General features: G+C 48.8%; 18 protein-coding genes. 9 read left to right on the top strand and 9 right to left on the bottom strand.

Features of this window, described 5'->3' with window-relative positions; translation table 11 throughout:
- The first annotated feature begins 115 nt into the window (after positions 1 to 115).
- Positions 116 to 1729, top strand: a complete 1614-nt coding sequence (locus tag A8707_RS15515; protein ID WP_231948101.1) for an alpha/beta hydrolase — start codon at positions 116 to 118, stop codon at positions 1727 to 1729.
- 184 nt (positions 1730 to 1913) lie between these two features.
- Here the strand turns inward: A8707_RS15515 and A8707_RS15510 are convergent, their stop codons facing one another.
- From A8707_RS15510 to A8707_RS15490, 5 genes are all read right to left on the bottom strand, one after another.
- Positions 1914 to 2459 carry a Dps family protein gene (locus A8707_RS15510; RefSeq protein WP_068818155.1) on the bottom strand — a complete coding sequence of 182 codons (546 nt, stop codon included), beginning with the start codon at positions 2457 to 2459 and terminating at the stop codon, positions 1914 to 1916.
- Positions 2460 to 2606: 147 nt separating this feature from the next.
- Positions 2607 to 3068 carry a DUF2141 domain-containing protein gene (locus A8707_RS15505; RefSeq protein ID WP_068818154.1) on the bottom strand — a complete coding sequence of 154 codons (462 nt, stop codon included), beginning with the start codon at positions 3066 to 3068 and terminating at the stop codon, positions 2607 to 2609.
- A 54-nt stretch (positions 3069 to 3122) separates the two neighbouring features.
- On the bottom strand, positions 3123 to 3740 hold the full coding sequence (locus A8707_RS15500) for a helix-turn-helix domain-containing protein (RefSeq protein WP_068818153.1): 618 nt from the start codon (positions 3738 to 3740) through the stop codon (positions 3123 to 3125).
- Between the two features lie 49 nt (positions 3741 to 3789).
- Positions 3790 to 4278: a Dps family protein gene (locus A8707_RS15495; RefSeq protein WP_068818152.1), complete on the bottom strand. Its 489-nt coding sequence runs from the start codon at positions 4276 to 4278 to the stop codon at positions 3790 to 3792.
- Positions 4279 to 4507: 229 nt separating this feature from the next.
- Complete coding sequence (locus A8707_RS15490) at positions 4508 to 4771, bottom strand: ParB N-terminal domain-containing protein (protein ID WP_068818151.1); 264 nt, start codon at positions 4769 to 4771, stop codon at positions 4508 to 4510.
- 358 nt (positions 4772 to 5129) lie between these two features.
- On the opposite strand from A8707_RS15490, the gene A8707_RS15485 reads away from it, so the two are divergent.
- On the top strand, positions 5130 to 8174 hold the full coding sequence (locus A8707_RS15485; protein ID WP_068818150.1) for a helicase-related protein: 3045 nt from the start codon (positions 5130 to 5132) through the stop codon (positions 8172 to 8174).
- Positions 8175 to 8357: 183 nt separating this feature from the next.
- Here the strand turns inward: A8707_RS15485 and A8707_RS28230 are convergent, their stop codons facing one another.
- A complete protein-coding gene (locus A8707_RS28230; RefSeq protein WP_156518613.1) occupies positions 8358 to 8567 on the bottom strand; it encodes a hypothetical protein in 210 nt (69 codons plus the stop codon).
- A 108-nt stretch (positions 8568 to 8675) separates the two neighbouring features.
- On the opposite strand from A8707_RS28230, the gene A8707_RS15480 reads away from it, so the two are divergent.
- Both A8707_RS15480 and A8707_RS15475 read left to right on the top strand, forming a co-directional pair.
- A complete protein-coding gene (locus A8707_RS15480) occupies positions 8676 to 8918 on the top strand; it encodes a DUF2283 domain-containing protein (RefSeq protein WP_068818149.1) in 243 nt (80 codons plus the stop codon).
- Positions 8919 to 9058: 140 nt separating this feature from the next.
- The gene (locus A8707_RS15475) at positions 9059 to 10699 is read left to right on the top strand and encodes a SpoIID/LytB domain-containing protein (protein ID WP_231948100.1); all 1641 of its coding nucleotides are present in this window, start codon (positions 9059 to 9061) and stop codon (positions 10697 to 10699) included.
- Positions 10700 to 10740: 41 nt separating this feature from the next.
- Here the strand turns inward: A8707_RS15475 and A8707_RS15470 are convergent, their stop codons facing one another.
- Entirely contained in the window at positions 10741 to 12249 is a 1509-nt protein-coding gene (locus A8707_RS15470; protein WP_068818147.1) for an ABC transporter permease subunit, read from the bottom strand.
- Positions 12250 to 12820: 571 nt separating this feature from the next.
- Positions 12821 to 13804: a metal ABC transporter solute-binding protein, Zn/Mn family gene (locus tag A8707_RS15465; RefSeq protein ID WP_068818146.1), complete on the bottom strand. Its 984-nt coding sequence runs from the start codon at positions 13802 to 13804 to the stop codon at positions 12821 to 12823.
- Positions 13805 to 13870: 66 nt separating this feature from the next.
- Here A8707_RS15465 and A8707_RS15460 point away from each other — a divergent pair, with 66 nt between their 5' ends.
- The 5 genes from A8707_RS15460 (at position 13871) to A8707_RS15440 (ending at position 21034) form a co-directional block, all read left to right on the top strand.
- Positions 13871 to 14617 (top strand): metal ABC transporter ATP-binding protein, encoded by a 747-nt coding sequence (locus A8707_RS15460; protein ID WP_068818145.1) that lies wholly within the window; start codon positions 13871 to 13873, stop codon positions 14615 to 14617.
- 21 nt (positions 14618 to 14638) lie between these two features.
- Positions 14639 to 15526 carry a metal ABC transporter permease gene (locus tag A8707_RS15455; protein WP_068818144.1) on the top strand — a complete coding sequence of 296 codons (888 nt, stop codon included), beginning with the start codon at positions 14639 to 14641 and terminating at the stop codon, positions 15524 to 15526.
- A gap of 93 nt (positions 15527 to 15619) precedes the next feature.
- Entirely contained in the window at positions 15620 to 17410 is a 1791-nt protein-coding gene (locus A8707_RS15450) for an ABC transporter ATP-binding protein (RefSeq protein ID WP_068818143.1), read from the top strand.
- Positions 17411 to 17682: 272 nt separating this feature from the next.
- On the top strand, positions 17683 to 19050 hold the full coding sequence (locus tag A8707_RS15445; protein WP_231948099.1) for a hypothetical protein: 1368 nt from the start codon (positions 17683 to 17685) through the stop codon (positions 19048 to 19050).
- Between the two features lie 250 nt (positions 19051 to 19300).
- The gene (locus A8707_RS15440; RefSeq protein WP_231948098.1) at positions 19301 to 21034 is read left to right on the top strand and encodes a polysaccharide deacetylase family protein; all 1734 of its coding nucleotides are present in this window, start codon (positions 19301 to 19303) and stop codon (positions 21032 to 21034) included.
- Here the strand turns inward: A8707_RS15440 and A8707_RS15435 are convergent.
- Positions 21031 to 22212: a GNAT family N-acetyltransferase gene (locus tag A8707_RS15435; RefSeq protein ID WP_068818142.1), complete on the bottom strand. Its 1182-nt coding sequence runs from the start codon at positions 22210 to 22212 to the stop codon at positions 21031 to 21033. The genes A8707_RS15440 and A8707_RS15435 overlap by 4 nt on opposite strands.
- Positions 22213 to 22303 lie beyond the last annotated feature (91 nt).

The raw sequence follows: 22303 nt of genomic DNA, 5'->3' as shown, positions 1-22303 counted from the left end.
GGGAACCTGGGGAAAGAATTTGTGTCAGTTCTACAATCAAGGGGTTGATTGACACAACGGGCAGAGGATGGCGATCGTGAAGCGACAATTACAACTGATAAAAAGACAGAAACGATTGCCTCAGTGTTTAAACCCTGTTTTTCGTGGTTTGTTTGGCAGTCTCTCGATCGCTCTGACGATCGGAGCCGCTCTACCGGGTTTGGCGGCAGAGCGACTAAATCTGCGGCTGGGTCCGTTTGAGCAGTCTGTTGCGGTTGGAGATTTAGAACGCTTCGCCAAAACTGGCGAAGTTCCTTCAGCGCTACAGCTCTATGCACCTGTGTTGACTCCACAGGTGCGGAAATCACTGACCAGCCGTTTGCAGTTAGACCCTAATTTTGGGGGTCAAATCGTTGATGAACTTTTGAAGTCGCCTTCGGGAAAGCAGCTTTTGTCATCGTTGCAGCAAGCCGTACCTGGGCTAACGATCGAGCAACTTCAGGCAAGTTTTTGGTTAGCGGCGCGACAGGCAAATGGGTTAGATGCGATCGCAGTGCTCAAAGCGATCCCGCAAGAAACAGTGACGGTGGATGTCACAAAAGCGATCGATATCGCCTCTCAGCTCAATTTCTCTTACTGGAAGAGTCAAGCCGTTAGTTCCTTATTAGAGCGGAGCCTTAAGACCGATTCTGACTTTCGATCGAGCTTTGACCCGTCTAATCCGGGTTCTGAATCGGTGCAGCAACAGACGCTTCCACTCTACGATCATGCCAGAAGTCGCAACCTGCCCGTCGATGTGTATTGGAGTGGCAAAACCCGCGGTCCTCTCGTGGTTCTCGTCCCAGGATTTGAGGCAAATCGAGGCTTTTTAGCCTATCTTGCTCGTCATTTAGCGTCTCATGGTTTGACGGTGGCAGCGATCGAGCATCCCTCTACCGCTCAAAACGGGCTGCCAGTCTCGCTCAATCTTGACCAGCTTATTCCAGCAAAAGAATTTATCGATCGCCCTAAAGACATTCAGTTTATTTTGGATGAACTGACGCGACTCAACCAAGAATCGGGTTTCCTGCAAGGCAAGCTCAACACTCGGCAGGTAACGGTAATTGGGCATTCTCTCGGCGGCTATGAGGCGTTGGCATTGGCGGGTGCAGAACTGAACCTGGATGAGTTGCGTCAATTTTGTCGAGGCGGCAATCTGCTACAGCGAGTTCCGGCAGACTGGCTGCAATGTGCCGCAACTGGGCTGTCAGAAAATCGTTTCAGCCTGCGAGATCGGCGAGTGGTGCAGGCGATCGCGCTCAACCCAGCGATCGGACAAATCTTTGGTAAATCTGGATTGTCTCAAGTCGCGACCCCTACCTTAATTTTGACTGGAACCGATGACACGCTGGCTCCTGCCTTTAGTCAACAGCTTCAGCCCTTTACGCAGTTGCCTAACCCAAAATATTTGTTGACCGCGATCGGTGGCACTCATCTCAGCGTCAGTGATCCCGCAAGTTTTGGAGGCGCGATCGCTCAAGGAACTCTCGTTAAAGAGCGGCGGGGTCAAGATGTTGCACCGCTACGTCGATTGCTGCAAGGAGTCAGCCTTGCCTTTATCGAGCAGACAACCTCAGACGCAAAGACTTATGCACCTTTTTTGACTTCTGCTTACGCTCAGTCGCTGTCTACCTCAGATTTGCCTCTGCGCTTGAACAATCAGCTTCCCAGTAATTTAACTCGTTTGCTTACGTTTGCGGCGCTCCTTTAAAAAATAAGAGATGAGCGGTTAATATGCTCATCTCTTATCTACTGGATAGACAGGCTCGGTTAGAGTCACTCGTGTCGATGGGTTTCGACTCTGCTCAACCTGCTGGGAATTCTAGCTTTAAGCAGAGCCGAAATGTGTCTTACCGTTGATTCTGTCTACCTACTTAGTCATCAAACTAAGCGAGTTAGCTGCCAACACCTGCGGGAAACTTGAGGTTTGCAGGAGCTTGTTGACCGTCAGGCTTAATCGCTTTGCCTTCAATAAATGAGCGGAGCATCCAAGCCATTTCCTCGTGTCCTTCCATCAGCCCTGTCAAGAAGTCTGCGGTTCCTTCATCGTGAAACTTTTCGGAGCATTGGTCAATGTGCTCACGCAAGCCGCGGATGATTTGTTCGTGGTCATCGACTAAGTTTGACACCATGTGGTCAGAAGGGGGCACGTCGCCTGAGTGTTCTTTGATAGAGGAATACTTCAAGAACTCTTCAGCCGTTCCGATCGGAAAGCCGCCCAACATCCGAACCCGTTCAGCGATCGCGTCAACGTTTGTGCTCAAGATTTGGTACTGTTCATCCCACATTTGGTGAAGTGAGCGGAACTCTGGTCCGGTGACATCCCAGTGATATTTCTTGGTTTTGATGATTAACAGATAGGTGTTAGACAAGTCTTTGTTCAACAGTTCGGTAACACCCTTGCGTTGCTCATCCGTTAGTCCGATGTTCAATTTACGCATCTTATTCACTCTCAAGCGCTAGTTTGCTATATACCATTGCAACAAATCGACATAGGGATAGCATCACTCGCAAGGATGAAGAATCGCCAAAGTCTTATTGATCTAATGGAATCTATATTTTTTAGTTAAAAAGTACTGTGGAGCAATTCACTTCCCTAGTAAGTATCTCAGTTGAATCTGAGTCGTAGTATTTTCACCTGCAACTGAGACGGCTGCATCAGCAAACTTGGGTGCACCTGTAAGGATCGCTGGATTTCTTGAAAACCCGAAGCCTTCGGTGGGCAACCCTAAGAAGTTTCGGTTTGCCTGCCGATCGTTGTTTTCATCGTGTAAGACGGCGATCGCATAGTTTCCGGGTGACAGCGATTTGAAGGTGACTCTCATTGAGACATTCGTGATTTTTACACACTTATTTTGCACTGCGTTATCCCCGTTCGTTGGAAAGCCTTGACTGGTTGAGAACACGCTAAAGCACAGTTGCCCATTACGATTTCGCAATCCACCAATCTCAGCCGTTAAGCTGCTTGCTGAAGCGGCACTCATCGTTGACGTAAGGGTTAGACCGCCTAAAGCAATGGTCAGACTCCACAGGCGAAAGTGTTGCAGCATAGACATTGTTTAAAGATTTGCAATGGGAAGGTTAACAGGATTATATCGCTACAGCTACGCCACGAGACTGACTTTAACGCGATGGAGTAAGCGATCGGGCTGCTGATAGCCTGCATAGCGCACTTTAACTAATTCTCCCGGTTCAGCCGTGCCGCTCATCAGTTGATGAACCTGGGGATCGTAGGGAATTTCGCTGCCCACGGTGCCGATCGCTTCAATGCCCCACTGCTGAATTAATTGCTCGATCGGGCGCACGAGCGGCAATAGTTTTACAGCCGTCAGTTGGGGATTTTGTTGAGCAGCATAAGCGGCGGCTGACCACTGCAACAGCCACGGCTCTAAAGTTTGCAGACTCGTTTGTTGAAATTCTTGCCAAAGATCGTCTCGCTGCTGGCTCAGTTGAGATTGGAGTCTTTGATATTCGTGCTGAAGAGACGCAGTTTCAGGGGTTTCTTCTGAGAACATTTTGAGCAAATCCGCGATCGTTATCCGCAACGCTTGACTGAGTTTTTGAAGGGTTTCTAGCCGCATCTGCCCGATCTGACCTCGACGCAGCCGCCTAATTTGTTGTTCAGAAATGCCCGCTTTTTGGCTGAGTTCTTTAAACGTAGACACACCCCTCGATCGCATCAAAGTCTGCAGTTGAGGGGTGTGATCTAAAGGGCGATTCATATGAGGTATGAGTAAGAAGCCGATCTCACTCATACCTCAAAACGGGTCACTATTCGAGTAGACTTCGCAGCATCCAGGCTGTCTTTTCGTGAATTTGCATCCGTTGAGTGAGCAAATCTGCGCTGGGTTCGTCGTTGGCAGCGTCTACGATTGGGAAAATTGATCGCGCCGTCCGCACAACTGATTCTTGCCCTTGCACAAGCAGACGAATCATTTCTTCAGCTTTGGGAACGCCAGGAGTCTCGTCGATCGAGCTAAGTTTGGCATATTCGCTGTAGGTGCCCGGAGCTGGAAAACCGAGCGATCGAATGCGTTCTGCGATCAGATCGACTGCCAGCGCTAACTCGGTGTATTGTGCTTCAAACATCAGGTGAAGCGTGTTGAACATCGGTCCGGTCACGTTCCAGTGAAAGTTGTGAGTTTTGAGATAGAGCGAGTAGGTGTCAGCCAGCAAGCGCGATAGACCTTCAGCAATCTCTTGGCGCTTTTGGAGATCAATACCGAGATCAATGGGCATCCCAGATGTTTGAGTTGGCATAAGGTTTCCTTAACTAATGAATGTGTGATGAAAAACAAGTCAGAATCGTGATTAATCGTCTTTGAAAAGAGTAGCGTAAAGAAAAACTCTGGTGTTGCTGAATCGGTGTGTGAGTTTTCAGATTGACCCTCACCCTAGCCCTCTCCCAGGAGGAGAGGGGACAAGATCTTCAGATCCCTTCTCCTTGGGGCGGTTCATACTTGTACTCAGCAACGCCAGAATTTCCTCTTCACGCTAAATGGTTTTGCAAAATCGATCGAGGGGCACGGCGAACCCGACACAAGATCATTTCATGCCCCAAACGGCTACATGCCTCATAGCGGTGACAGCCAGAAAACCCATAATACTGTCCGTCTACTTCTAAGACATCGATCGGTTCTTGTAAGCCGACTTCTGCGATCGAGTCCATCAAGGCTGCGACTTTTGCCTGGTCGTTTTGTCGAAAGAGCGGACGGCGAATCTGGTTAATCGGGATTTCCTGAACTCTAACCATCGGGTTCTTCTCAGTTTCCTTGCTTCTAAATCATACTCGTTATGATTATGAGTTGCAACTATAATGTGAGTTCGGGTTAAGGAGAGGGCAGCAAGTTGTGGTCAAGCGCGATCGAGGGAAATTGGGAGAAGATTCGCGATCGCAAAGGTTGGTTGAAATGCCTGGAAGACCACTGTACTGAGTTGAAGGGGTATCGAGTGGTGTGCAGAATGATGCTGACCCTTATCGGGTGAAGTTGATGTAGGCTGCGCGTCGTCAGAGAATAAAGATACAAACAAGATTTTAAGCGTCGCTAATGTATTGCAAGTGGGCACACTAGCGTTAGTTTAAGCAATAAAGAATTATTAGAATACAGCCCATGCCACTATTTGAAATCCCTTCCGCAGATGGTTATGACGCAGATATAGTTTTTGTCAGAGATCAAGAGAATCCAAATGATCCTGTTTACACTCACTATGCGTTTACAAGGGGATCTACTGCCAACAACAATGAAATTAGACAGCGACGAGGCATTCCGCTAGACAACTTCCGAAGTTGGGACTGGTTCATCAAGGAGTTTCCAGAAATTGAAGAACAGCTATCTAGCTCAAGAGAATATTTGCCAGGAGAGAGCGTCCTTAGCTCCGCAGATAGATATCCAGATTTCAGTATAAACACCGTTATGCGCCTCGGTGCACTTGAAGTGCTTGCCAACATTTTTTCGGGTCGTATTACTGCCAATGACAAAGACCCATTTCCGCATCAACTTGCACTGCAACAGTATGTGAGGTCAAACTCAACTAGAGTCAAGCGGTTGCTGATTGCAGATGAGGTTGGGCTAGGAAAAACAATTGAAATTGGTTTAGTATTACGAGACTTGCTCATTGCAGGTGGAGATCTTGCTCAATTTCGCTGTCTTTATCTAACAAAAGCCGGACTTTTAGAAGATGCCTGTATAAAGCTCCAAGCAGTTATGAAAGGAGCTATCGACGGACAAAACATTGTTCAGGTTGTAAGCTCTTTTAGGGACTATGGTAAAAACAGTATTAGTGGTATTCACGTTGCAAGTATCGATGCTGCAAGATGTTATGTAGAAGAGCGTGACAAAGAGAGTTTGTCTAACGATTGTCCAATTAGCCCTGACATTCTCATTATTGATGAATGTCATCACTGTGGAAGTAATGAAGACCTTAGCAGTCTTGAAAGAATTAAATCTGCAACTCAAACTTATAAAGCTGTCTATCAGATGACCACAGGGCAATACTGGCAAAATTCCAGCCCACCGAAACTCGTTGTTTTAATGAGTGCGACTCCTTTCCGCTCCAAGGTTCAGTTTGTTAACTTACTTCGCCTCTTAACCCACCAAAGCGCTGTTGAAAACGCCTTTTCAGATATTACAGAGAGTGAACTTGTCGAGAAACTAAGTCAGAACGAGTCTACTGCCGCAGTTATTTGGCGGCAGCAAAATGATGTGCGTAGTTGGTCTGGTCAACCTCTATTCCCTATGCTCAACGTAGAGCGAGTGAAGCTTGAAACCAGTCCTGAATACCTTGAGATTATGAAAGAAATTTGTGGGAAAGTAGCACGAATTTGCGAAGCTCACGGTGAAAGCTTTGGTGGATTCGCAACCAGGCAACTTGAAATGAGGCTAACCAGTAGCTCGATTTCTGGCGCAATGTGGCTCTTTCGCTGGTGTGTGCGACATCAAAGGTGGAAAACTCAGGAAATATATAGACGAGATACATCTGAAAGCACTGAGAATCTTCGTAAACTGATTGTGACGCTCTCACAGCGACTAGCCGAATTCGATAAAAGTATAGCAAGTACGACAAGACATGCAGATGTGCTATTTCCTAGCGATAATTTTAATGAATTTAAGGCAAAAATCTTGTCACAGAGAGAAGGAAAAATCAACGAAATCTATAAATTCAGCGAGGTTCTACATCAAAAAGATGATGAAAACCGAAGCTTTACTGCTGAGAGACGTGAAATTCTAGAGTTAACTAATCTTGCATTGCGCTTATTAAACTTCTCTGCGGTCACTGAAAGCAATGGGGTAGAAAACGCAAAGTTGAATTGGTTGAAAGAGAAACTCGAACAGTATCCTGATTCTCGCTTCTTAGTTTTTACTGAGGTTCTACAGACTTGTGAGATTATCACTAAAGCCCTTCCTGGAATCTGTGAAAAAATTACGGGAAGCATGGGTGATGCAGAACGAGAGAAGGCTGTTCGCAAATTTCGCGGTGTAGATCGATCGCCCGTCCGCGTTCTGGTCGCAACTTCAGCAGCAGATGAGGGCTTTGATTTTCAAGTCGCAAATCAGGTTGTGCATTGGGATTTAAGCTCATCGCCAGCGGTATTAATGCAAAGAAATGGCAGAGTTGCAAGGCTTGGGCAAGTTGCTGATGTGACTGCACACTACCTGATCATGACAGGTACGCACGAAGAAAGAAGAGAGTTGGCACTGCACGAAAGATTTGAAGAGCTAGGAATAAAAGATGAGCAGTTACGTCTCAGAATCTTAGGAGGACTGAGTGAAGAGAGAGAGAAAGAGATCTTAATTGCTGTTGAAGAGAACAAACCGCTGGTAGTTAACCAGATTTTAGAGAATGCCAGCCAACAGAACAAAGAAATGAATCAAAAACTGGGAGACCTTCAGAAGAAGCTTGATGCGCACTCAGTAATTGATCGAAAGATGCTTTCTGAGAGATTATCATGCTGGCTTAAGCTTGGACTGCCACCCCGAATGCAAAATGATTTCACGTTCAAGTTTGACACTGTAGTATGGCAACGCCCAGTTTTCACGATCGGAGAAAAAACTGGAAATGAAACTGCAAGCGCAACAGTTGCGGAAATCAAGAAGGCAGGTAGCCATGCAAGATCAATTAAGGTGACTTTTGATCCAGAATTCAATCTCTTTGGCTCGCTTGGAGGAAACTATTCCCTAGCAGGTCTTCGTCCTTGGACAAAGCGAGTAAAACCCAGTAGTGCAGCGGAAGTTTGGAAGCATCGTCCGCTTAAAGATGTTGACCCTATTGGAGACCTTGCATGTTCTCTAGCTCGGCAACGCGGGGCAGATTTTACTACAATCTCTGCTAGCAAATTACGCGAGGCGCTGCCAGATTTACATGAAGCTCGCTATCTACTATTCGCAACTCATCCCATGCTTGAAGTAGAGGCACACCCGTCAGAGAATATATCGTACCTGACGTTTTATGCATTCAAGGATGAATCCAATGCACCAATACATTCTCAAGGACACTCTGCTGACCAAGTTCACAAGGTTATTTCACTTTTGGAAGATGAAGTGCAGAACTTAGATTTTGAATTGATAAACTCTACCTTGCTTAAGAATGCACGAGAAGCAAGTTCTAGAGTTTCAGAATGGTTGCGGAGTTCTAGGATATTACCTGGACTTGGATGACAAACATACTTCTTGCCTATTCCTGTTGCTTTAGTTGCTGTACTTCCTTGAGTCTGAAACAGAAGGATGAAAAATATTTAACCTGACAGGCACTTTATTTTCAGTGAATGCCCAAATATCTCGTTTGTGCTGAGAACCATAGCTGATGTGGATAGTCGATCGCCCCCATAAAAATACAGTGAATCAAACGGCGATCGCTGTTCCAGAATCCACTCCACAAGGCGATCGCTCTCCAAGTTCATTATTCTGAAGTTTCAGACAGCACCGGGACGATCGCAGCCCTCCGTTGAAATAAGAGCGATTAGAACAAAGCGATCGCTCAGTTGCCTTTAGCCCACCAGAAGAAACTCTAGTTAGTGGTAGCGGAGATAGAGAAATTCGACTCTGGAACATTCACAGTCGATGGTTGGTTGTCGTTTATCGAGAGGAAAATGAGGATGGTTTTGTGATCACTGCGTTTCCAACTCGAAGAATCAATTCTCTCAACAGAAGGCAGCAACTATGTCCATAGCCAATTTTCAAGAAGCGCAAGACTATCTCAAGTTTTTGCCTGTATTACAAGGCTTGCCCAAACGCCCGTTTCTTTTGCTTTACGACTCAGAAGCTGATGTTCTCTACATTGACTTCTACAGCCCACCAAAATCTGCTAGTGATAGCGAGTTGACAGATAGTGACATTGTGATTCGCTATGACGATGATGATGAAATTGTCGGACTCACTATCTTGAATGCCAGTAAGCAATGAGCGCTACCTCGTCGAGTTGATCCTTGAACTTCTGATTTCTGTAAACGCTTAATTGATCACACGCTAAGGCGATTACAATCAAAAACGTATATCTTTAGACAGAGAACCGCTTACCACTTCTGCACAGGCGAGGAACTACCGTGATCAGGACTTTAATTACCTTTAATCGGCTGTCGATCGCTGCGCTGACTGCTCTCTGTCTGACCGTTGCAACTCGTCCCGTCAAAGCCGCCACTGATGTAGAGCTACAGATTGGCGTAGTGCAGCGATTTGGAGACAAAGCCAAGGATGTGATGACGTTGAAGGCTTTGTCAGGCGATCGTCTGACGCTGCGTTTCACCACCAACGGCAAGCCACAAATCCTTACCACACCCAGCATGAAGCTAGAGACGGTGATGCAGCCTTTAAAAGAGTCACAGGCAGATGAACGAGTCGTCTTCAGCACCCATCGCAGCTTTGAAACCGCAGAAGCTCAGGCTGAACAGTGGCGCGCTCAGGGAATCGAGGTCGAACTCGCTCAGCCCGATCGCTGGCAGGTTTGGGCAAAACGCAGCACCTACAATACGCCGCTATTGAGACGGTTGTTAGTGCAAAGTCTGCAAGCTAGAGGCATTCAAACTGCCCGAATCGATACCAAAATTCTCAAACAAGTGCCGCGACCGTCTTTTGAGCTAAATGGCTATCGCTACACGCGAGATCAGCTAGAGATCACGGCTGCAAATGGGCAGATTCAAGTCGATCGAGAGAAAGACGATCAGCCCAATCGCACCTATGCAGGAACTCTGCGACTTCAACCAAACGCCTATGGCAACTCGACGCTTGTAAACGTCGTTCCATTAGAAACGTATCTGCGGGGCGTAGTTCCTCACGAAATTGGCGGATGGGCACCTCAACCTGTGTTAGAAGCTCAGGCGATTCTTGCCCGCACCTATGTGTTAAGAAATTTACGCCGATTTGCGATCGACGACTATCAACTGTGTGCTACAACTCAATGCCAGGTTTATTGGGGAATTGATGGAACCGTTCCGGCGACTGACCAAGCGATCGCCGCTACACGCGGTCAGGTTCTCACCTATCAAAATGAGTTGGTCGATGCGCTCTACTCTTCGACGACGGGCGGAGTGACGGCTGCCTTTAATGATGTCTGGAGAGGCTGGGATCGTCCTTACCTACAAGCCGTGATTGACTCGGTGAATCCGGTCTGGGATTTGAAGAACCGCAGCTTATCAAATGAGCAGAACTTGCGGACTTTCATCGCTCAAAAGAAAGGCTTCAACGAAGACAGCACCGAGATGTTTCGCTGGCGCTACGAAAATACGCTGGCTCAGTTGAACAAAGATTTTCAATCCTACTTAAAGAGCATTCAGCATCCTCTCGCAAACTTTAAGACGATTCAGAAATTGCAGGTGACGCAGCGATCGCTAGGGGGACGAGTTTTGAAACTCGCGGTCACGACCGATCAAGGCACGATCGAGCTAGAAAAAGACGATGTATTAAATGCGTTTGAGGCACCTGCTAGCCTGCTGTTTTATGTGGATGCACTGGTAGACAAAAATAAAATGCTCAAAGGCTACGCGTTTGTGGGCGGTGGTTTGGGGCACGGTGTTGGGTTAAGTCAAGTCGGTTCCTACAACTTGGGCAAACTCGGCTGGACTAGCGATCGAATTCTGGGCTTCTATTTTCCGGGCGCACAGCTACAGCCGATCAGCAACTCAATTACTTTGTGGCGCGATCGGTCTTCTCTACAAGGGCAAGCAGTCCCTAGCTTCAGAAATAACTAGACAAAGTTGCTGTCGCGTTCTCATTCACGATCGCGACGGCATTAGACTTTTTTAGCTTTATCTCTCCGTGCAGGGTTCATTTTGCGTTCTAAAAAGCCGAATCCTTGGGATGAAAGCAGCGTTAACGCCAGATAAATCAGCGAGACCGTTGCATATAATTCAAACGGTCGATAGTTTTCAGCCTGAATTAGCTGCCCTTGTCGGAATAATTCCTCAAAACCAATCACAGCGACCAAGCTTGTATCTTTGAGCAACGTGATAAATTGGTTGCCTAATGGCGGCAACATCCGTCTAAAGGCTTGAGGAAGAATCACATATCGCAGCGTTTGCACAGGGTTTAACCCCAAAGACTGCGCGGCTTCAAACTGACCCGTCTCGATCGACTGAATTCCCCCCCGGACAATTTCTGCAACATAAGCCGCACTATTGCAGCTCAGAGCCACGATCGCCGCTATAAACCGATCAAACGTAAAACTCAGCCCGATCGCCTGAAACAGAGGGGGAAGACCAAAGTAAATCATAAAAATCTGCACGAGCAGAGGCGTTCCTCGAAAGAAGTCGATGTAGGCTCGCGCAGCCCACTGCACAGGTTTGATGGCAGACAGGCGAGCAACTCCAATCAGTGAACCTCCAATCAATCCTAGAAACACCGAAACGACAGCGAGTTGCAGCGTAATCAGCGTTCCTTTGAGCAAGGTTGGCAGCGCGTTGAGAATCACACTCAGCGATCCCGCTGGCGTTGTTTGAGTCTTTTGAGCATTGGCAAACGCAGAGTCTGGCAGTTGAGGCGGTTGGGCAGCAAACCATTTTTGATAAATCTGAGCATACGTCCCGTTTTGCAAAATGGTGGTGAGTCCTTGATTGACTCGCGGCAAGTTTGCAGAATTAAGCGGTAACGGAATTCCATAAAACTCTTCGGTCAAGAGGTTTCCAACGACTTCGATCCCTTTGAGGCTCCCGGTTTTGATGGCATATAGCGTCACAGGCGAATCTTCGATCACCGCATCGACATTGCCATTTCTCAACTCTTGAAGTGCCAGAACTGCGGCATCAAATGTGCGAATTTTAGCGCCAGGAATCCCTTTAGCCGTCGTTGCTCCCGTTGTGCCAATGTGAACCGCGATCGACTTCCCCTTCAAATCATCTAGGGTCTTAATCCCTTGAGTTCCTGACCGAACGGCGATCGCGAGTCCGGCTCTAAAATAAGGTCGCGAAAAGGAAACCGCCTGCGATCGGGCTTCTGTAATCGTCATGGCTGCAACGGCTGCATCCACAGTGCCCGCTTGCAGCGACGGAATAATGCCATCAAAGGTGATGTTTCGGAACTCAACCCCAAACCCTGCTGCTTGACCCACCGCCCGAATCAAATCCACATCGAATCCCTGAATCTCGCCGCTCGGTGCTCTAAACTCAAACGGCGCAAATACAGGCTCGACTGCAACCGTCAGAACTGACTTCTCTTGCGCCTTGCCAATGCCCCCAACTAATAAGACACACAGCAGACTGAGCAATAGCGATCGTAGAAATCTGGTTCCTCGAAGCTGGATCATGATGATATAAAACTTAGTGCATATAAGTGTGAAAGTGGGTCTGACATTTTAACGAGCCGAGCGGAATTCCGTTGACCTAAGTCAGGTGATCGCCCACCCGACTCGGCTTTAGAACCGGACGTGAAAGGTTGCTTTCATTCGGCTCCTCTCCAAATTGACCCTTGTTATAGGTACTCAATTGCGTTGCTAGATTGCTACTTCCACCGTGTACTAGGTCGTGGCAGTGACGGTGCGTAGCTGTCAAGTTTCCTCCTCGGTTATTTCTGTAGTTGCCATCCAAACGATGGATTTCTATCAGGTCTTCCGGGTTGAAGTGTAGTCCACATTCAGCACACCGCCCTTTGTGTTGTTTAATGGCTATAGATACAGTCTGGGAGGCTCCAAGCTTTTTGAGATAGTAGAAAGCAAAGCCTGGAAATGTCCAGAACACAGCGAACCCTCACCCAACGGAGAAGAAATCGAAGCCCACCCTATAATACTTGTTGCTGAGGGTGGAACAGACGACGTGGAAAACCTCCAGCATTTACAGGAGAGGTGCGACCCTCAAACTTCACCCGACCTACTAACGAGTTTACTTTGCTTGAAAAGCCGTGAACTTTCCGCCCAAACCCTGCACGATCGCTTTCGTATTTGCCGTCAACATTTTTTGATAGGTCTCGCCACTGCTCCCCGGTTCACCCAACCCATCCGTAAAGAGTTCTTGATCAGAGACTTTTACATTGGCTTCTTTAGCGACCGTTTCAATTAACTGCGGATTGATGCTGACTTCTGCAAAAATCGTGGGGACTTTGGCAGCCGTAATGGTGGTGACTAATTCTTTGACTCGTGCGGCAGTTGGCTTTTCTTCGGTGCTGATGCCCTCTAAGGCTCCTTCAATCGGAACGTTGTAGGCTTTCGCATAGTATCCCAACGCGTCGTGAGTAGTGACTAACTTGCGAGTAGCGGGTGGAATCGTGGCGATTTGTGACTTAATCCAGCCATCGATTTGCGTGAGTTGGACGGCGATCGCTCCAGCGTTTTTGGCATACAGATCAGCATTCGTCGGGGCAATCTTTGCTAAGTTATTTTGAATCACTTGAGTAATCTGCACCCCGTTTTGAGCATTGTGCCAAACGTGCGGATCAGGTTCGGTTTTACCGTCTTCCTCAAAGGTCTGGGGAGTCGGAACTGCCACTTCATCGACCGCAACTTTAGTGGCATTTGAGTCAGCTTGGATGAGTTTGACCAAACCAGGTTCAAAATTATAGCCGCCATATAAAACGAGATTGGCAGTCTCGATCGCTTTACGATCGTCTGGCGTAGCTTGATAGAGATGCGGGTCAGTTCCAGGCTTAATCAAACACGTCAAATTAACCGTGTTGGCTGCAATTTGTTTGACTAAATCACACAGCACCGAGTTGGTGGCAACGACTTTTGGAGCGTCGCTTGCGATCGTCGGAGTCGCAGCAGAACTCGCAACTGGGCTAGCTTGATTTGCAGAGGGAGCACTACAGCCTGTGACTCCGATCGAGAGGGCGACAACCGCAAGACAAGTTTGACGAAGGAAGGAATTCATGGTTTTTTAACGGCTCAGGACGCGATAGTGTTCTATAATGAGAATCATTTTCATAGCTGAGTTTGTATGTTAGAGGTTCGCAATCTGGCTGTCAACTACCGGGGCGTTTGCGGGTTAGATCACGTCAGCTTTAAGATTGAGCCGGGGCAACTGGTCGGAATTTTGGGTCCCAATGGAGCCGGAAAAAGCACGATGCTCAAAGCGATGCTGGGGTTAGTTCCGGTGTCGAGTGGGTTGGTGAACTACTGTACGGGTCCGCTACATCAGCAGCTAGAGCGAGTGGCGTATGTGCCCCAGCGATCGCAGATTGATTGGGATTATCCGATCACCGTTTGGAACGTCGTGATGATGGCGCGAACTCGACAGCTAGGCTGGTTTCGCAGACCCGGACGAGCGGCACAAGAAATTGTCAAAACGGCGCTCGATCGAGTTGAGATGACTCACCTAAAACAGCGTCGAATCGGAGAGCTTTCGGGGGGGCAACAGCAGCGCGTTTTTCTGGCTCGTGCTTTGGCGCAACAGGCGGATATTTTTTTGTTTGATGAGCCATTTGCAGGCGTTGACAAAAAGACAGAGGCGATCATTTTAGAGGTGTTCGAGGAACTGCGATCGCAGGGTAAAATTTTGTTGGTAAGTAATCACGATTGGGGGCAATCATTGACCCGCCTCGATCGCTTGCTGTTGTTAAATCAGCGACTCATTGCCGACGGTTCGCCGCAAGAGGTGATGACTCCCGAAAACTTACAGTCAGCCTATGGCGGAAGTTTACAGACTCCGTTATATCAAGATGTAGATACAAATCTATTTTGTTAAACTAATCAATCATTGGTAACGATGTTAAACCTATTAACTGAGCCGTTAACCTACGGGTTTATGCAAAATGCGCTGGCGATTAGCACTTTGGTTGGAATTCTCTGTCCTGTGGTTGGCAGCTATCTGATCGTACAACGAATGGCACTATTAGGAGACGTGATTGCCCACTGTGTATTACCAGGAATGTCTCTATCATTCTTTTTTGGGATTGATATTCTAATCGGTGCTTTTGGATCTGGTATTCTCGGCTCATTTTTAATTGGTTGGATTCGGTCTCAGTCCCGCGTTAAAGTTGATGCAGCAATGGCGTTAACGTTTTCGACCTTCTTCGCGTTGGGAATTACTCTGATTACAGTACTAAAAAATAAAATAGATTTAGATAGTTTTTTGTTTGGTGATGTCCTAGGCGTTACATCAACTGATATTTATCGGACGTTAATTATTTCACTGGTTATTCTGATTGTCGTTCGGCTCTTTTATAAAGAACTCTTGTTCTACACCTTCGATCGCACAGGTGCCCAAGCGATCGGGTTGCCAATCAACGCGATTCATTTTGGTTTTATGGCAGCCATTACGCTAACTGTGATTGCGAGTATGAAAGCGGTTGGCGTGATTTTAGTCATTTCGCTACTCGTCGGACCTGCCCTTACCGCTTATTTGCTGGTGAAAGAGCTGCATCAGATGATGTTGCTAGGCTCGATGATTGGCGTGATCGTAAGTTTTGCGGGAGTCTATTTGAGCTATTACCAAAATGTGCCATCAGGACCCGCGATCGTGCTCGTCTCTTCAACGTTATTTCTATTCACGTTTCTTTTCAGCCCCACTCAAGGCATTCTCACCCGCCCAGAACCCGCTAGTCGATCGGCTCGATTGCTGCGAAAACTGCGGTTCATCAGGCGCGCTGAGTGAGACAATCAACGTTATCTAATGTCAAAAATTATCCAGCCTTGCTGAAATGCAGGATGATTCGTTAACGCTGAAGCCCCGCCCCCAAACCTTGCTATGAATCCTTCCCACTCATCTGACGATGCCTCGCCCATGATCTCGCTTCGGCGCGTTTTGACTAGCTTAAAGTCGTATCGATTTGCAGCGATCGGAGCCTTTGTCAGCTTGCTGCTGCTGACCGTCGCTAACGCCATTACGCCGCAACTCTTTCGCTGGGGCATCGATCAGGGCATCACGCCCAAAAACCTGTCGATCTCGCTGCAAAGTGCGGGGTGGATGGTGGTGGCGGCGATCGCACGAGGGTTGTTTAACTTTGGGCAAAGTTTTTGGGCAGAAGCCGCCTCACAGGGAGTCGCCTATCGGTTACGCAATCAGATTTTTAGCAAGATTCAGAATCTCAGCTTTAGCTATCACGACCAGGCGCAAACCTCGCAACTGTTGACTCGCGTTACTAGCGATGTCGAACAAATTCGGACGTTTGTGGGCACCAGTTTTATTCAGGTTTTGGGTTCGGTTGTAACGCTGGTGACGATCTCCACGATTCTGCTGATCATGAATTGGCGATTAGCTTTGATCACGTTAACCGTCGTGCCGATCGCGGGTTGGCTACTAGCACGATTTTTCACCAAAAACAGCAGCTTGTTTGGACAGGTGCAAGAACAATTAGGTGACTTGAACGCGGTGCTGCAAGAGAACTTGATTGGGGTGCGAGTCGTCAAAGCGTTTGTGCGAGAATCGGCAGAGCTATCGCGTTACACCACGCTCAACGATGAATTAGTCGCCATAAATATGAAAACGATTCGTGCGATTCGCGGCACGTTTCCGATCATCTTTTTGTTGAGCAATTTAATCACGCTGGCAGTCGTCGGATATGGCGGCGCAGAAGTGATTGGCAAACGGTTTTCGATCGGAGAGTTAGTCGCGTTTAACTCCTATTTACTGTTTATTCTCCAGCCCATTTTGCTGATCGGATTTGCGGCTCCGGCGATCGCTCAAGCTGCCGCGTCTGCCGAGCGGGTTTATGAAGTCGTCGATGCTGAAATTGACATCCGCGATCGTCCTGGTGCTGTCCCGTTTGATCGCTGTGGCGGCAGAATCACCTTCGAGCACGTCTCATTTCGCTATCCGGGTGCAACAACCGAAGCTCTTAAAAGAGTCTCTTTTGAAACCAAACCGAACGAGCTGATCGCCATTTTGGGCATGACAGGTTCAGGAAAAAGCACGATCATGAATTTGATTCCGCGCTTTTATGATGTGAGATCGGGGTCAGTGAGAATTGATGGGCGAGACGTGCGAGATTTTACGTTGGCGAGTTTGCGATCGCGCATCGGCATTGTTTTTCAGTCCACTACTCTCTTTGCAGGCACCATTCGCGAAAATATCGCCTACGCTGCGCCCGATGCACCTCTCGATCAAGTGATTGAGGCGGCAAAGACTGCCCAAATTCACGACTTCATCAGCAGTTTGCCCGATGGCTATGACACCTCAGTTGGAGAGCGCGGAGTCGGACTGTCGGGCGGACAAAAACAACGCATCGCGATCGCCCGAACCCTCTTAACCGATTATCGAATTTTAATTCTCGACGACAGCACTTCGGCGGTCGATGCTCAAACGGCATCTCAAATTCAAGCTGCGTTAGATGATTTGATGCGACGCAAAACCTGCACAGCGTTTGTAATCGCCCAACGCATTAGCACGGTGCAAAACGCCGATCGCATCCTGTTAATGGACAAAGGGCAATTAGTCGCCCAAGGCACCCACGACGAGTTAATGGCAACGAGTCCGCTTTATGGAGCAATTTTAGAATCACAGGTGAAGCGATCGAACGTTAGTACATTTGACGGTTGATCGTCTAGCACGTTTCTTGCAGGGCGCTAGGGCGTGTGTCAAAACTCTCGCGCTGCGATTCTGCTTGCCCTGAACTGAAGTTCGGGCTAACGTGGGATCCGTTGAAACGGACTCAGGATTTGACCGGACTCGCGTTCAGTCCGTTTTAACGGACTTTCGACCACTAGCCCGAACTTCAGTTCAGGGCGGGATAGCAACGAAGACCAGAGCTTTGAAACACTGCCTAGAGTGTGAGACATTAGACGCAGAGGGCAAGAAGATTCGACACCACTATGAACGCGCCGTTAAAACTGTTATTGCAAAAAAGCTGGAAACCACTGCTGTGGGCGACCAACCTACTGGTCATTGGGGGAGTTCTTCTCATCCTTCCTGCTCAATCTCAAACGATCGTGCCTCAAGCTACCGCTGCCGCCAGAATTAAGCAGCGCGAACAACAGATGCACCAAACTCGCCCCGATCGCTACGATTTGAGCCGCTATCCCATCACCGACGCTAACGAGCGCTATTGGCGCAACTTGCTTTGGTCAACGGCAGTCACAGAACCGCAGTCTGCGTCAGTCGATGGCGCGATCGCTCAAATTCTCTCGTTGACTTCTCGCCGCAGTCTCTCCCCAGCTCAAGGACGAACCCTTGAAATGGCAATGCAGGTAGGCACACAGCTTTATCTCAGCAATCCGGCTCAATATGGCGGCGTAAAGCAGCAGTTTTTACAAACCCTTGAGCGTAGCGCTGATGCAGAGTGGGTAGCGATGTCGGTTTCGGCACTGGTGCAGGGCGGTGCTGACGCGGGGCAGCGATCGCAGTGGCGCACTCTTATTCAGCAACGCTTTCCTAGCTGGCAAACTCATCCGGCTCTGATCACGACGATTCAAGCAATCGAGACGCTCGATCGCCCTCGCCCCACCCCTCCCTTAAAAGATCTGTTGACTTGGACGATTGCCCCTGGTCAACTTCAGATGTATGTGATTTGCCGATCCGATCGCGGCGTTCTCTGTCAGTCAATTTTAAAAGATCGTCAGGGTCAATTTGTGCGCCAAAACGGTCAGTTGTGGTCGGTGCCCTTGTTGACGCGATCGCTGCACAGCTTGTCTAGCGTCTTTACTCGTGGGCAAACTCCGCAGGGAATCTACCGCTTAGAGGGCAGCGTTCCTCAACCAGATACCGAGTTTTTTAGAGCCTACGGCACCTTTTCGTTAGTCAAGCTGTTTACGCCTTTTGAGCCTGGGGTGAAAGCATTTTTGCCCAATCGCCCCGGTCAAATCGTTGGGCTGTCTGCCTATCAATCACTGCTGCCTCCTGCTTGGCGCAACGATTTTTCGATGCAGCAGAGCTATTGGGCAGGAAAGGCAGGTCGAGGGCTATTCCGAGTTCATGGGAGCGGGGAAGCTCCAGCTTTTTTTACAAACAACAGCCGCTACCCAGATAGCGCAGGGTGGAACCCCACGATCGGCTGTCTTTCTGCCCTAGAACTCTATGATCAAGCTGGACGACTTCAGAAAGCAGATATGCCCAAGATTTTGACGGCTCTAACCGCCGTTGGTGGACAGAACTTTTCGGGCTATTTGATTGTGGTCGAGATCCCCGATCGAGTCAACACACCCATCTCTATGCAGGAGATTGAGGCAATGCTTAGAGAATAAATTTTCCTCTAAATCGCTTGATTCAGTATCGAGAGATTTAGGAGATGTGATCCATAACACCTTAAAATGTCTTCAGAATCAGTTAGATCTAGCAACGGAGTTGCTGTTAAAGCCAACCATGAAGCTATCCCACCGGATTCTCAGTCTATTGAAATGCGGACGTTTAAAGTCCAGGCTTAACCGAGTTGTGTGGGTCAGCCTACCTTTATTTGTTTTGACGCTTTTAATCGTGGTCTCTACGTCCAATGGGATGCTGCCCAAACTATCGCTGCTCAATCCCACAGGGATGGGGCTGTTAGCTGCGAAGAAATTTTCGCCGATGCTCTCCAATTTTGATATTTCTCTGACCCCTTTGTGTCGTCAAGGCAACTCAGTCGGCTATCAAGCTTCGACCTCTGTAAGCAACCCAGCGCTTAGTGCCGCAAATCGTGCAGTTCGAGATGCGAACGTGAGTGGGCTGCTAGAAGAGATCGCCCCAGCCTGGAAAGACACGATCGCGGCACCGCCCTTTCCTCAAATTCACGGGCGGGCACGATTGGCAAAAGCTCCGGTGATCATGTACCACGACATTATTGCCGAGAAACAAGTTTTCTTTGATGTTACGCCCACCGAGTTTGAGGCAGCGCTGCAATCGATTCAGAAAAACGGTCTCACACCCATCAGTTTGGATCAGTTGGTCGAGCATCTCAAGACCGGAATTCCATTGCCCAAAAAGCCGATCGTGCTGACCTTTGACGATGGCTATCAAGGGCACTATCAGTTTGTGTATCCCCTCTTAAAGAAGTATGGATACCCCGGTGCGTTTGCCATTTACCCCGCTAAAGTGGGCACGACAAAAGGGCGATCGAGCCTTACATGGGCACAACTGAGAGAAATGACAGCCGATCCGCTCGTGACGATCGCGTCTCATAGTCTCACCCATCCCGCCGATTTGAGAGAGTCCACAGACGCGCAGCTTCAGCAGGAGTTTGTCGAGTCGAAGCGGATTTTAGAAAAAGAACTCAGTCAATCGATTAAATATTTTGTGTATCCGTCTGGCAAAAATGACGAGCGCGTTCAGCAGGGCATTCAGCAAGCCGGATATGAGGCTGCCTGGACGATGAACGACGAAGAAACCCGATTTGCTCAAGATTCAGAAAATCTGCTGACGATCGATCGCATTGGTCAATCTCAATTAGCAGAGGTAATAGAGAAAGCCGATGGCGGACCCTCTCTGAGCTTTTTGGGCAATTCGTCAAACTTTTATGCGCCCGTTCAACTCACCCACACGAAAATCAGCCAGGTGCCGCTAATTTTTGCGTCTGGCGGCAAACCCATCACCATTCATGCCGACAGCCGTTATCAGGTTCCTGAAATTATGGCTAAAACGACGGCGATCGCAGCAGTTGACGGCGCTTTTTTCTCGCTCAAATCTCTCGATTCCAATCAAATGATTGGTCCAGTTTTCAGTCAAACGACAGGCACATTCATTCCAGGAAATCGCGGAGAATTACCTCTGCTCAAAGGACGACCCTTGGTTCTAATCAACGCCAGCACCGTTCGGTTTGTGCCTTTTGATCCGAGTCGGCACAACACCCAAGCGGGCATGGAAAGTGATCTACCGGGGCTGACCGATGGGTTTGTCGCGGCGGCTTGGCTCGTCAAAGAGGGTCAGCCTCAAGACGCTCAAAGCTTTGGTAAGCTGTATGGATTTGATGCTGATCGCGATCGGGCTTTTTGGGGCATCGATTGGGCAAACCGCCCGGTAGTAGGCGTGTCGGGCGATTATGTCAACTCAGTAAAGTTTGGGGAAGTTCTCAGTCGGGCTGGATTGCGGGATGCGGTCATGCTCGATTCGGGAGCTAGCGCCTCCTTAGCCTACCAAGGTGAGTCGATGATGAGCTACACGCCTCGCCCCGTGCCTCATGTCGTCGCGCTGTTGCCGCCTGAGTCAGGAGCAGAGGTTGCTTGCAGCGTGGCATCGGTTAGCAAACCCAACCCCTAAAAAGCATCCGGCATCCAGGGAGGCGACCCAGCAAAAAGTTGGGTGGCGATCGTCAGGGCAGAGTCAGTTGCCGTTAAGCGATCGCACCTCTGCAACTGGTGAGGAGAAAACAGCCCCGTGTAGAGCGGTGCCAAACTGCTGACCTCAAGCTGCAAGTCTCCTCGCCCTCCAGGGGTGACCGTTCCAGCACCGTCGGTGACACTCAAAATTAGCTTGCCCTGATTGGCGGTCAGTAACGGATCTTGAATCTCAAAATGCAAGTCTGCCGTGATGCCTGCTGGATATTTGCGGGCTTCAAGGGCGTGCCGGACATCGACGATTCGCAGCATCCAGCGAGTCAGAGATTGAATTCTGGCGTTCTTTTGCTCTGATAGAAACAGGGTCAACGCATCGATCGGAGCGCTTCGCCACTCAATCGTCTCCATTTGGGAACGGTGAGCCGCCAAAAAAGACCAAAATCGCCGGGTCGCCGCCGGAGTGAGCAACACCCAATCTTTTACCACAAGCCGAGACTGCTCGCCTTCGCCCTGCTGCCGAAGAATGATATAGCCTTGTGGCTGGGCTGCCGTCCCCAGGCGATAAGCATAGGGAGGCGTGTTTTTTTGAGATTCTAGCAGCCCTTGCCAAATCACCGAATTGCGATCGAGATAGCCATTGATCTGCTGGGCTTGCCGTTGATAGAGGGCGGCAAATTCACTTGAGTCAAGCGAGACTGGCTCGATCGGCAGTGAATCGTCTCGAAGCTCAATGCTGCTGGTTGAAATCTCCCAGGTGCACAGAGTTCCGGCTTGTTCATATCCGGCTTTCCGGTAGAGAGGCTGAGCCGCCGAATACAAGACTGAAAGCGGGGTTCTTTGGGCGTGAAGCTCTTTCAGGACGTTTTGCATGAGGGCGATCGCTGCCCCTTTACCTCGATAGTCGGGCGCAATTCCCACGGCTGCAATGCCGATCATGGGCACACACGCCGAGCCATACCACTGCCCCAGTTGTAGCAGCCCCAACCCTCCAATCACCCGCTCTCGATCGCAGAGAATGCGAACGTTCTCGCTGCCGATGCGAGTTAAATAGACCGATTCATCAGATGGCGGACTGTTGAAGCATTGTGCCAAAATTTGCCCAAGCTGCTGCACCTCAGTCGCATTGGCTGGAACTCGATAGTCAAATTGACCCGAAGGCATTAAAACTCCTCATTCTGATTGCTGGACGATCGTCAGTCAGAATCTCCTAACTGTAAGATGCTCAGGCTGAGAAAAACGCTGTCTAGCTGCT

It is taken from the genome of Phormidesmis priestleyi BC1401 (genome assembly GCF_001650195.1).
GTDB classification, from domain to species: Bacteria; Cyanobacteriota; Cyanobacteriia; order Leptolyngbyales; family Leptolyngbyaceae; genus Phormidesmis_A; species Phormidesmis_A priestleyi_B.
This window is presented reverse-complemented; position numbering and strand designations above follow the sequence as displayed.

Coding starts and splice junctions, on each gene's coding strand:
- A8707_RS15500 (WP_068818153.1), bottom strand. CDS start 3,740: ATGAATCGCCCTTTAGATCACACCCCTCAACTGCAGACTTTGATGCGA.
- A8707_RS15470 (WP_068818147.1), bottom strand. CDS start 12,249: ATGATCCAGCTTCGAGGAACCAGATTTCTACGATCGCTATTGCTCAGT.
- A8707_RS15465 (WP_068818146.1), bottom strand. CDS start 13,804: ATGAATTCCTTCCTTCGTCAAACTTGTCTTGCGGTTGTCGCCCTCTCG.
- A8707_RS15460 (WP_068818145.1), top strand. CDS start 13,871: ATGTTAGAGGTTCGCAATCTGGCTGTCAACTACCGGGGCGTTTGCGGG.
- A8707_RS15440 (WP_231948098.1), top strand. CDS start 19,301: ATGCTGCCCAAACTATCGCTGCTCAATCCCACAGGGATGGGGCTGTTA.
- A8707_RS15505 (WP_068818154.1), bottom strand. CDS start 3,068: ATGCTGCAACACTTTCGCCTGTGGAGTCTGACCATTGCTTTAGGCGGT.
- A8707_RS15510 (WP_068818155.1), bottom strand. CDS start 2,459: ATGCGTAAATTGAACATCGGACTAACGGATGAGCAACGCAAGGGTGTT.
- A8707_RS15435 (WP_068818142.1), bottom strand. CDS start 22,212: ATGCCTTCGGGTCAATTTGACTATCGAGTTCCAGCCAATGCGACTGAG.
- A8707_RS15450 (WP_068818143.1), top strand. CDS start 15,620: ATGAATCCTTCCCACTCATCTGACGATGCCTCGCCCATGATCTCGCTT.
- A8707_RS15485 (WP_068818150.1), top strand. CDS start 5,130: ATGCCACTATTTGAAATCCCTTCCGCAGATGGTTATGACGCAGATATA.
- A8707_RS15455 (WP_068818144.1), top strand. CDS start 14,639: ATGTTAAACCTATTAACTGAGCCGTTAACCTACGGGTTTATGCAAAAT.
- A8707_RS15480 (WP_068818149.1), top strand. CDS start 8,676: ATGTCCATAGCCAATTTTCAAGAAGCGCAAGACTATCTCAAGTTTTTG.
- A8707_RS15490 (WP_068818151.1), bottom strand. CDS start 4,771: ATGGTTAGAGTTCAGGAAATCCCGATTAACCAGATTCGCCGTCCGCTC.
- A8707_RS15495 (WP_068818152.1), bottom strand. CDS start 4,278: ATGCCAACTCAAACATCTGGGATGCCCATTGATCTCGGTATTGATCTC.
- A8707_RS28230 (WP_156518613.1), bottom strand. CDS start 8,567: ATGTTCCAGAGTCGAATTTCTCTATCTCCGCTACCACTAACTAGAGTT.
- A8707_RS15445 (WP_231948099.1), top strand. CDS start 17,683: ATGAACGCGCCGTTAAAACTGTTATTGCAAAAAAGCTGGAAACCACTG.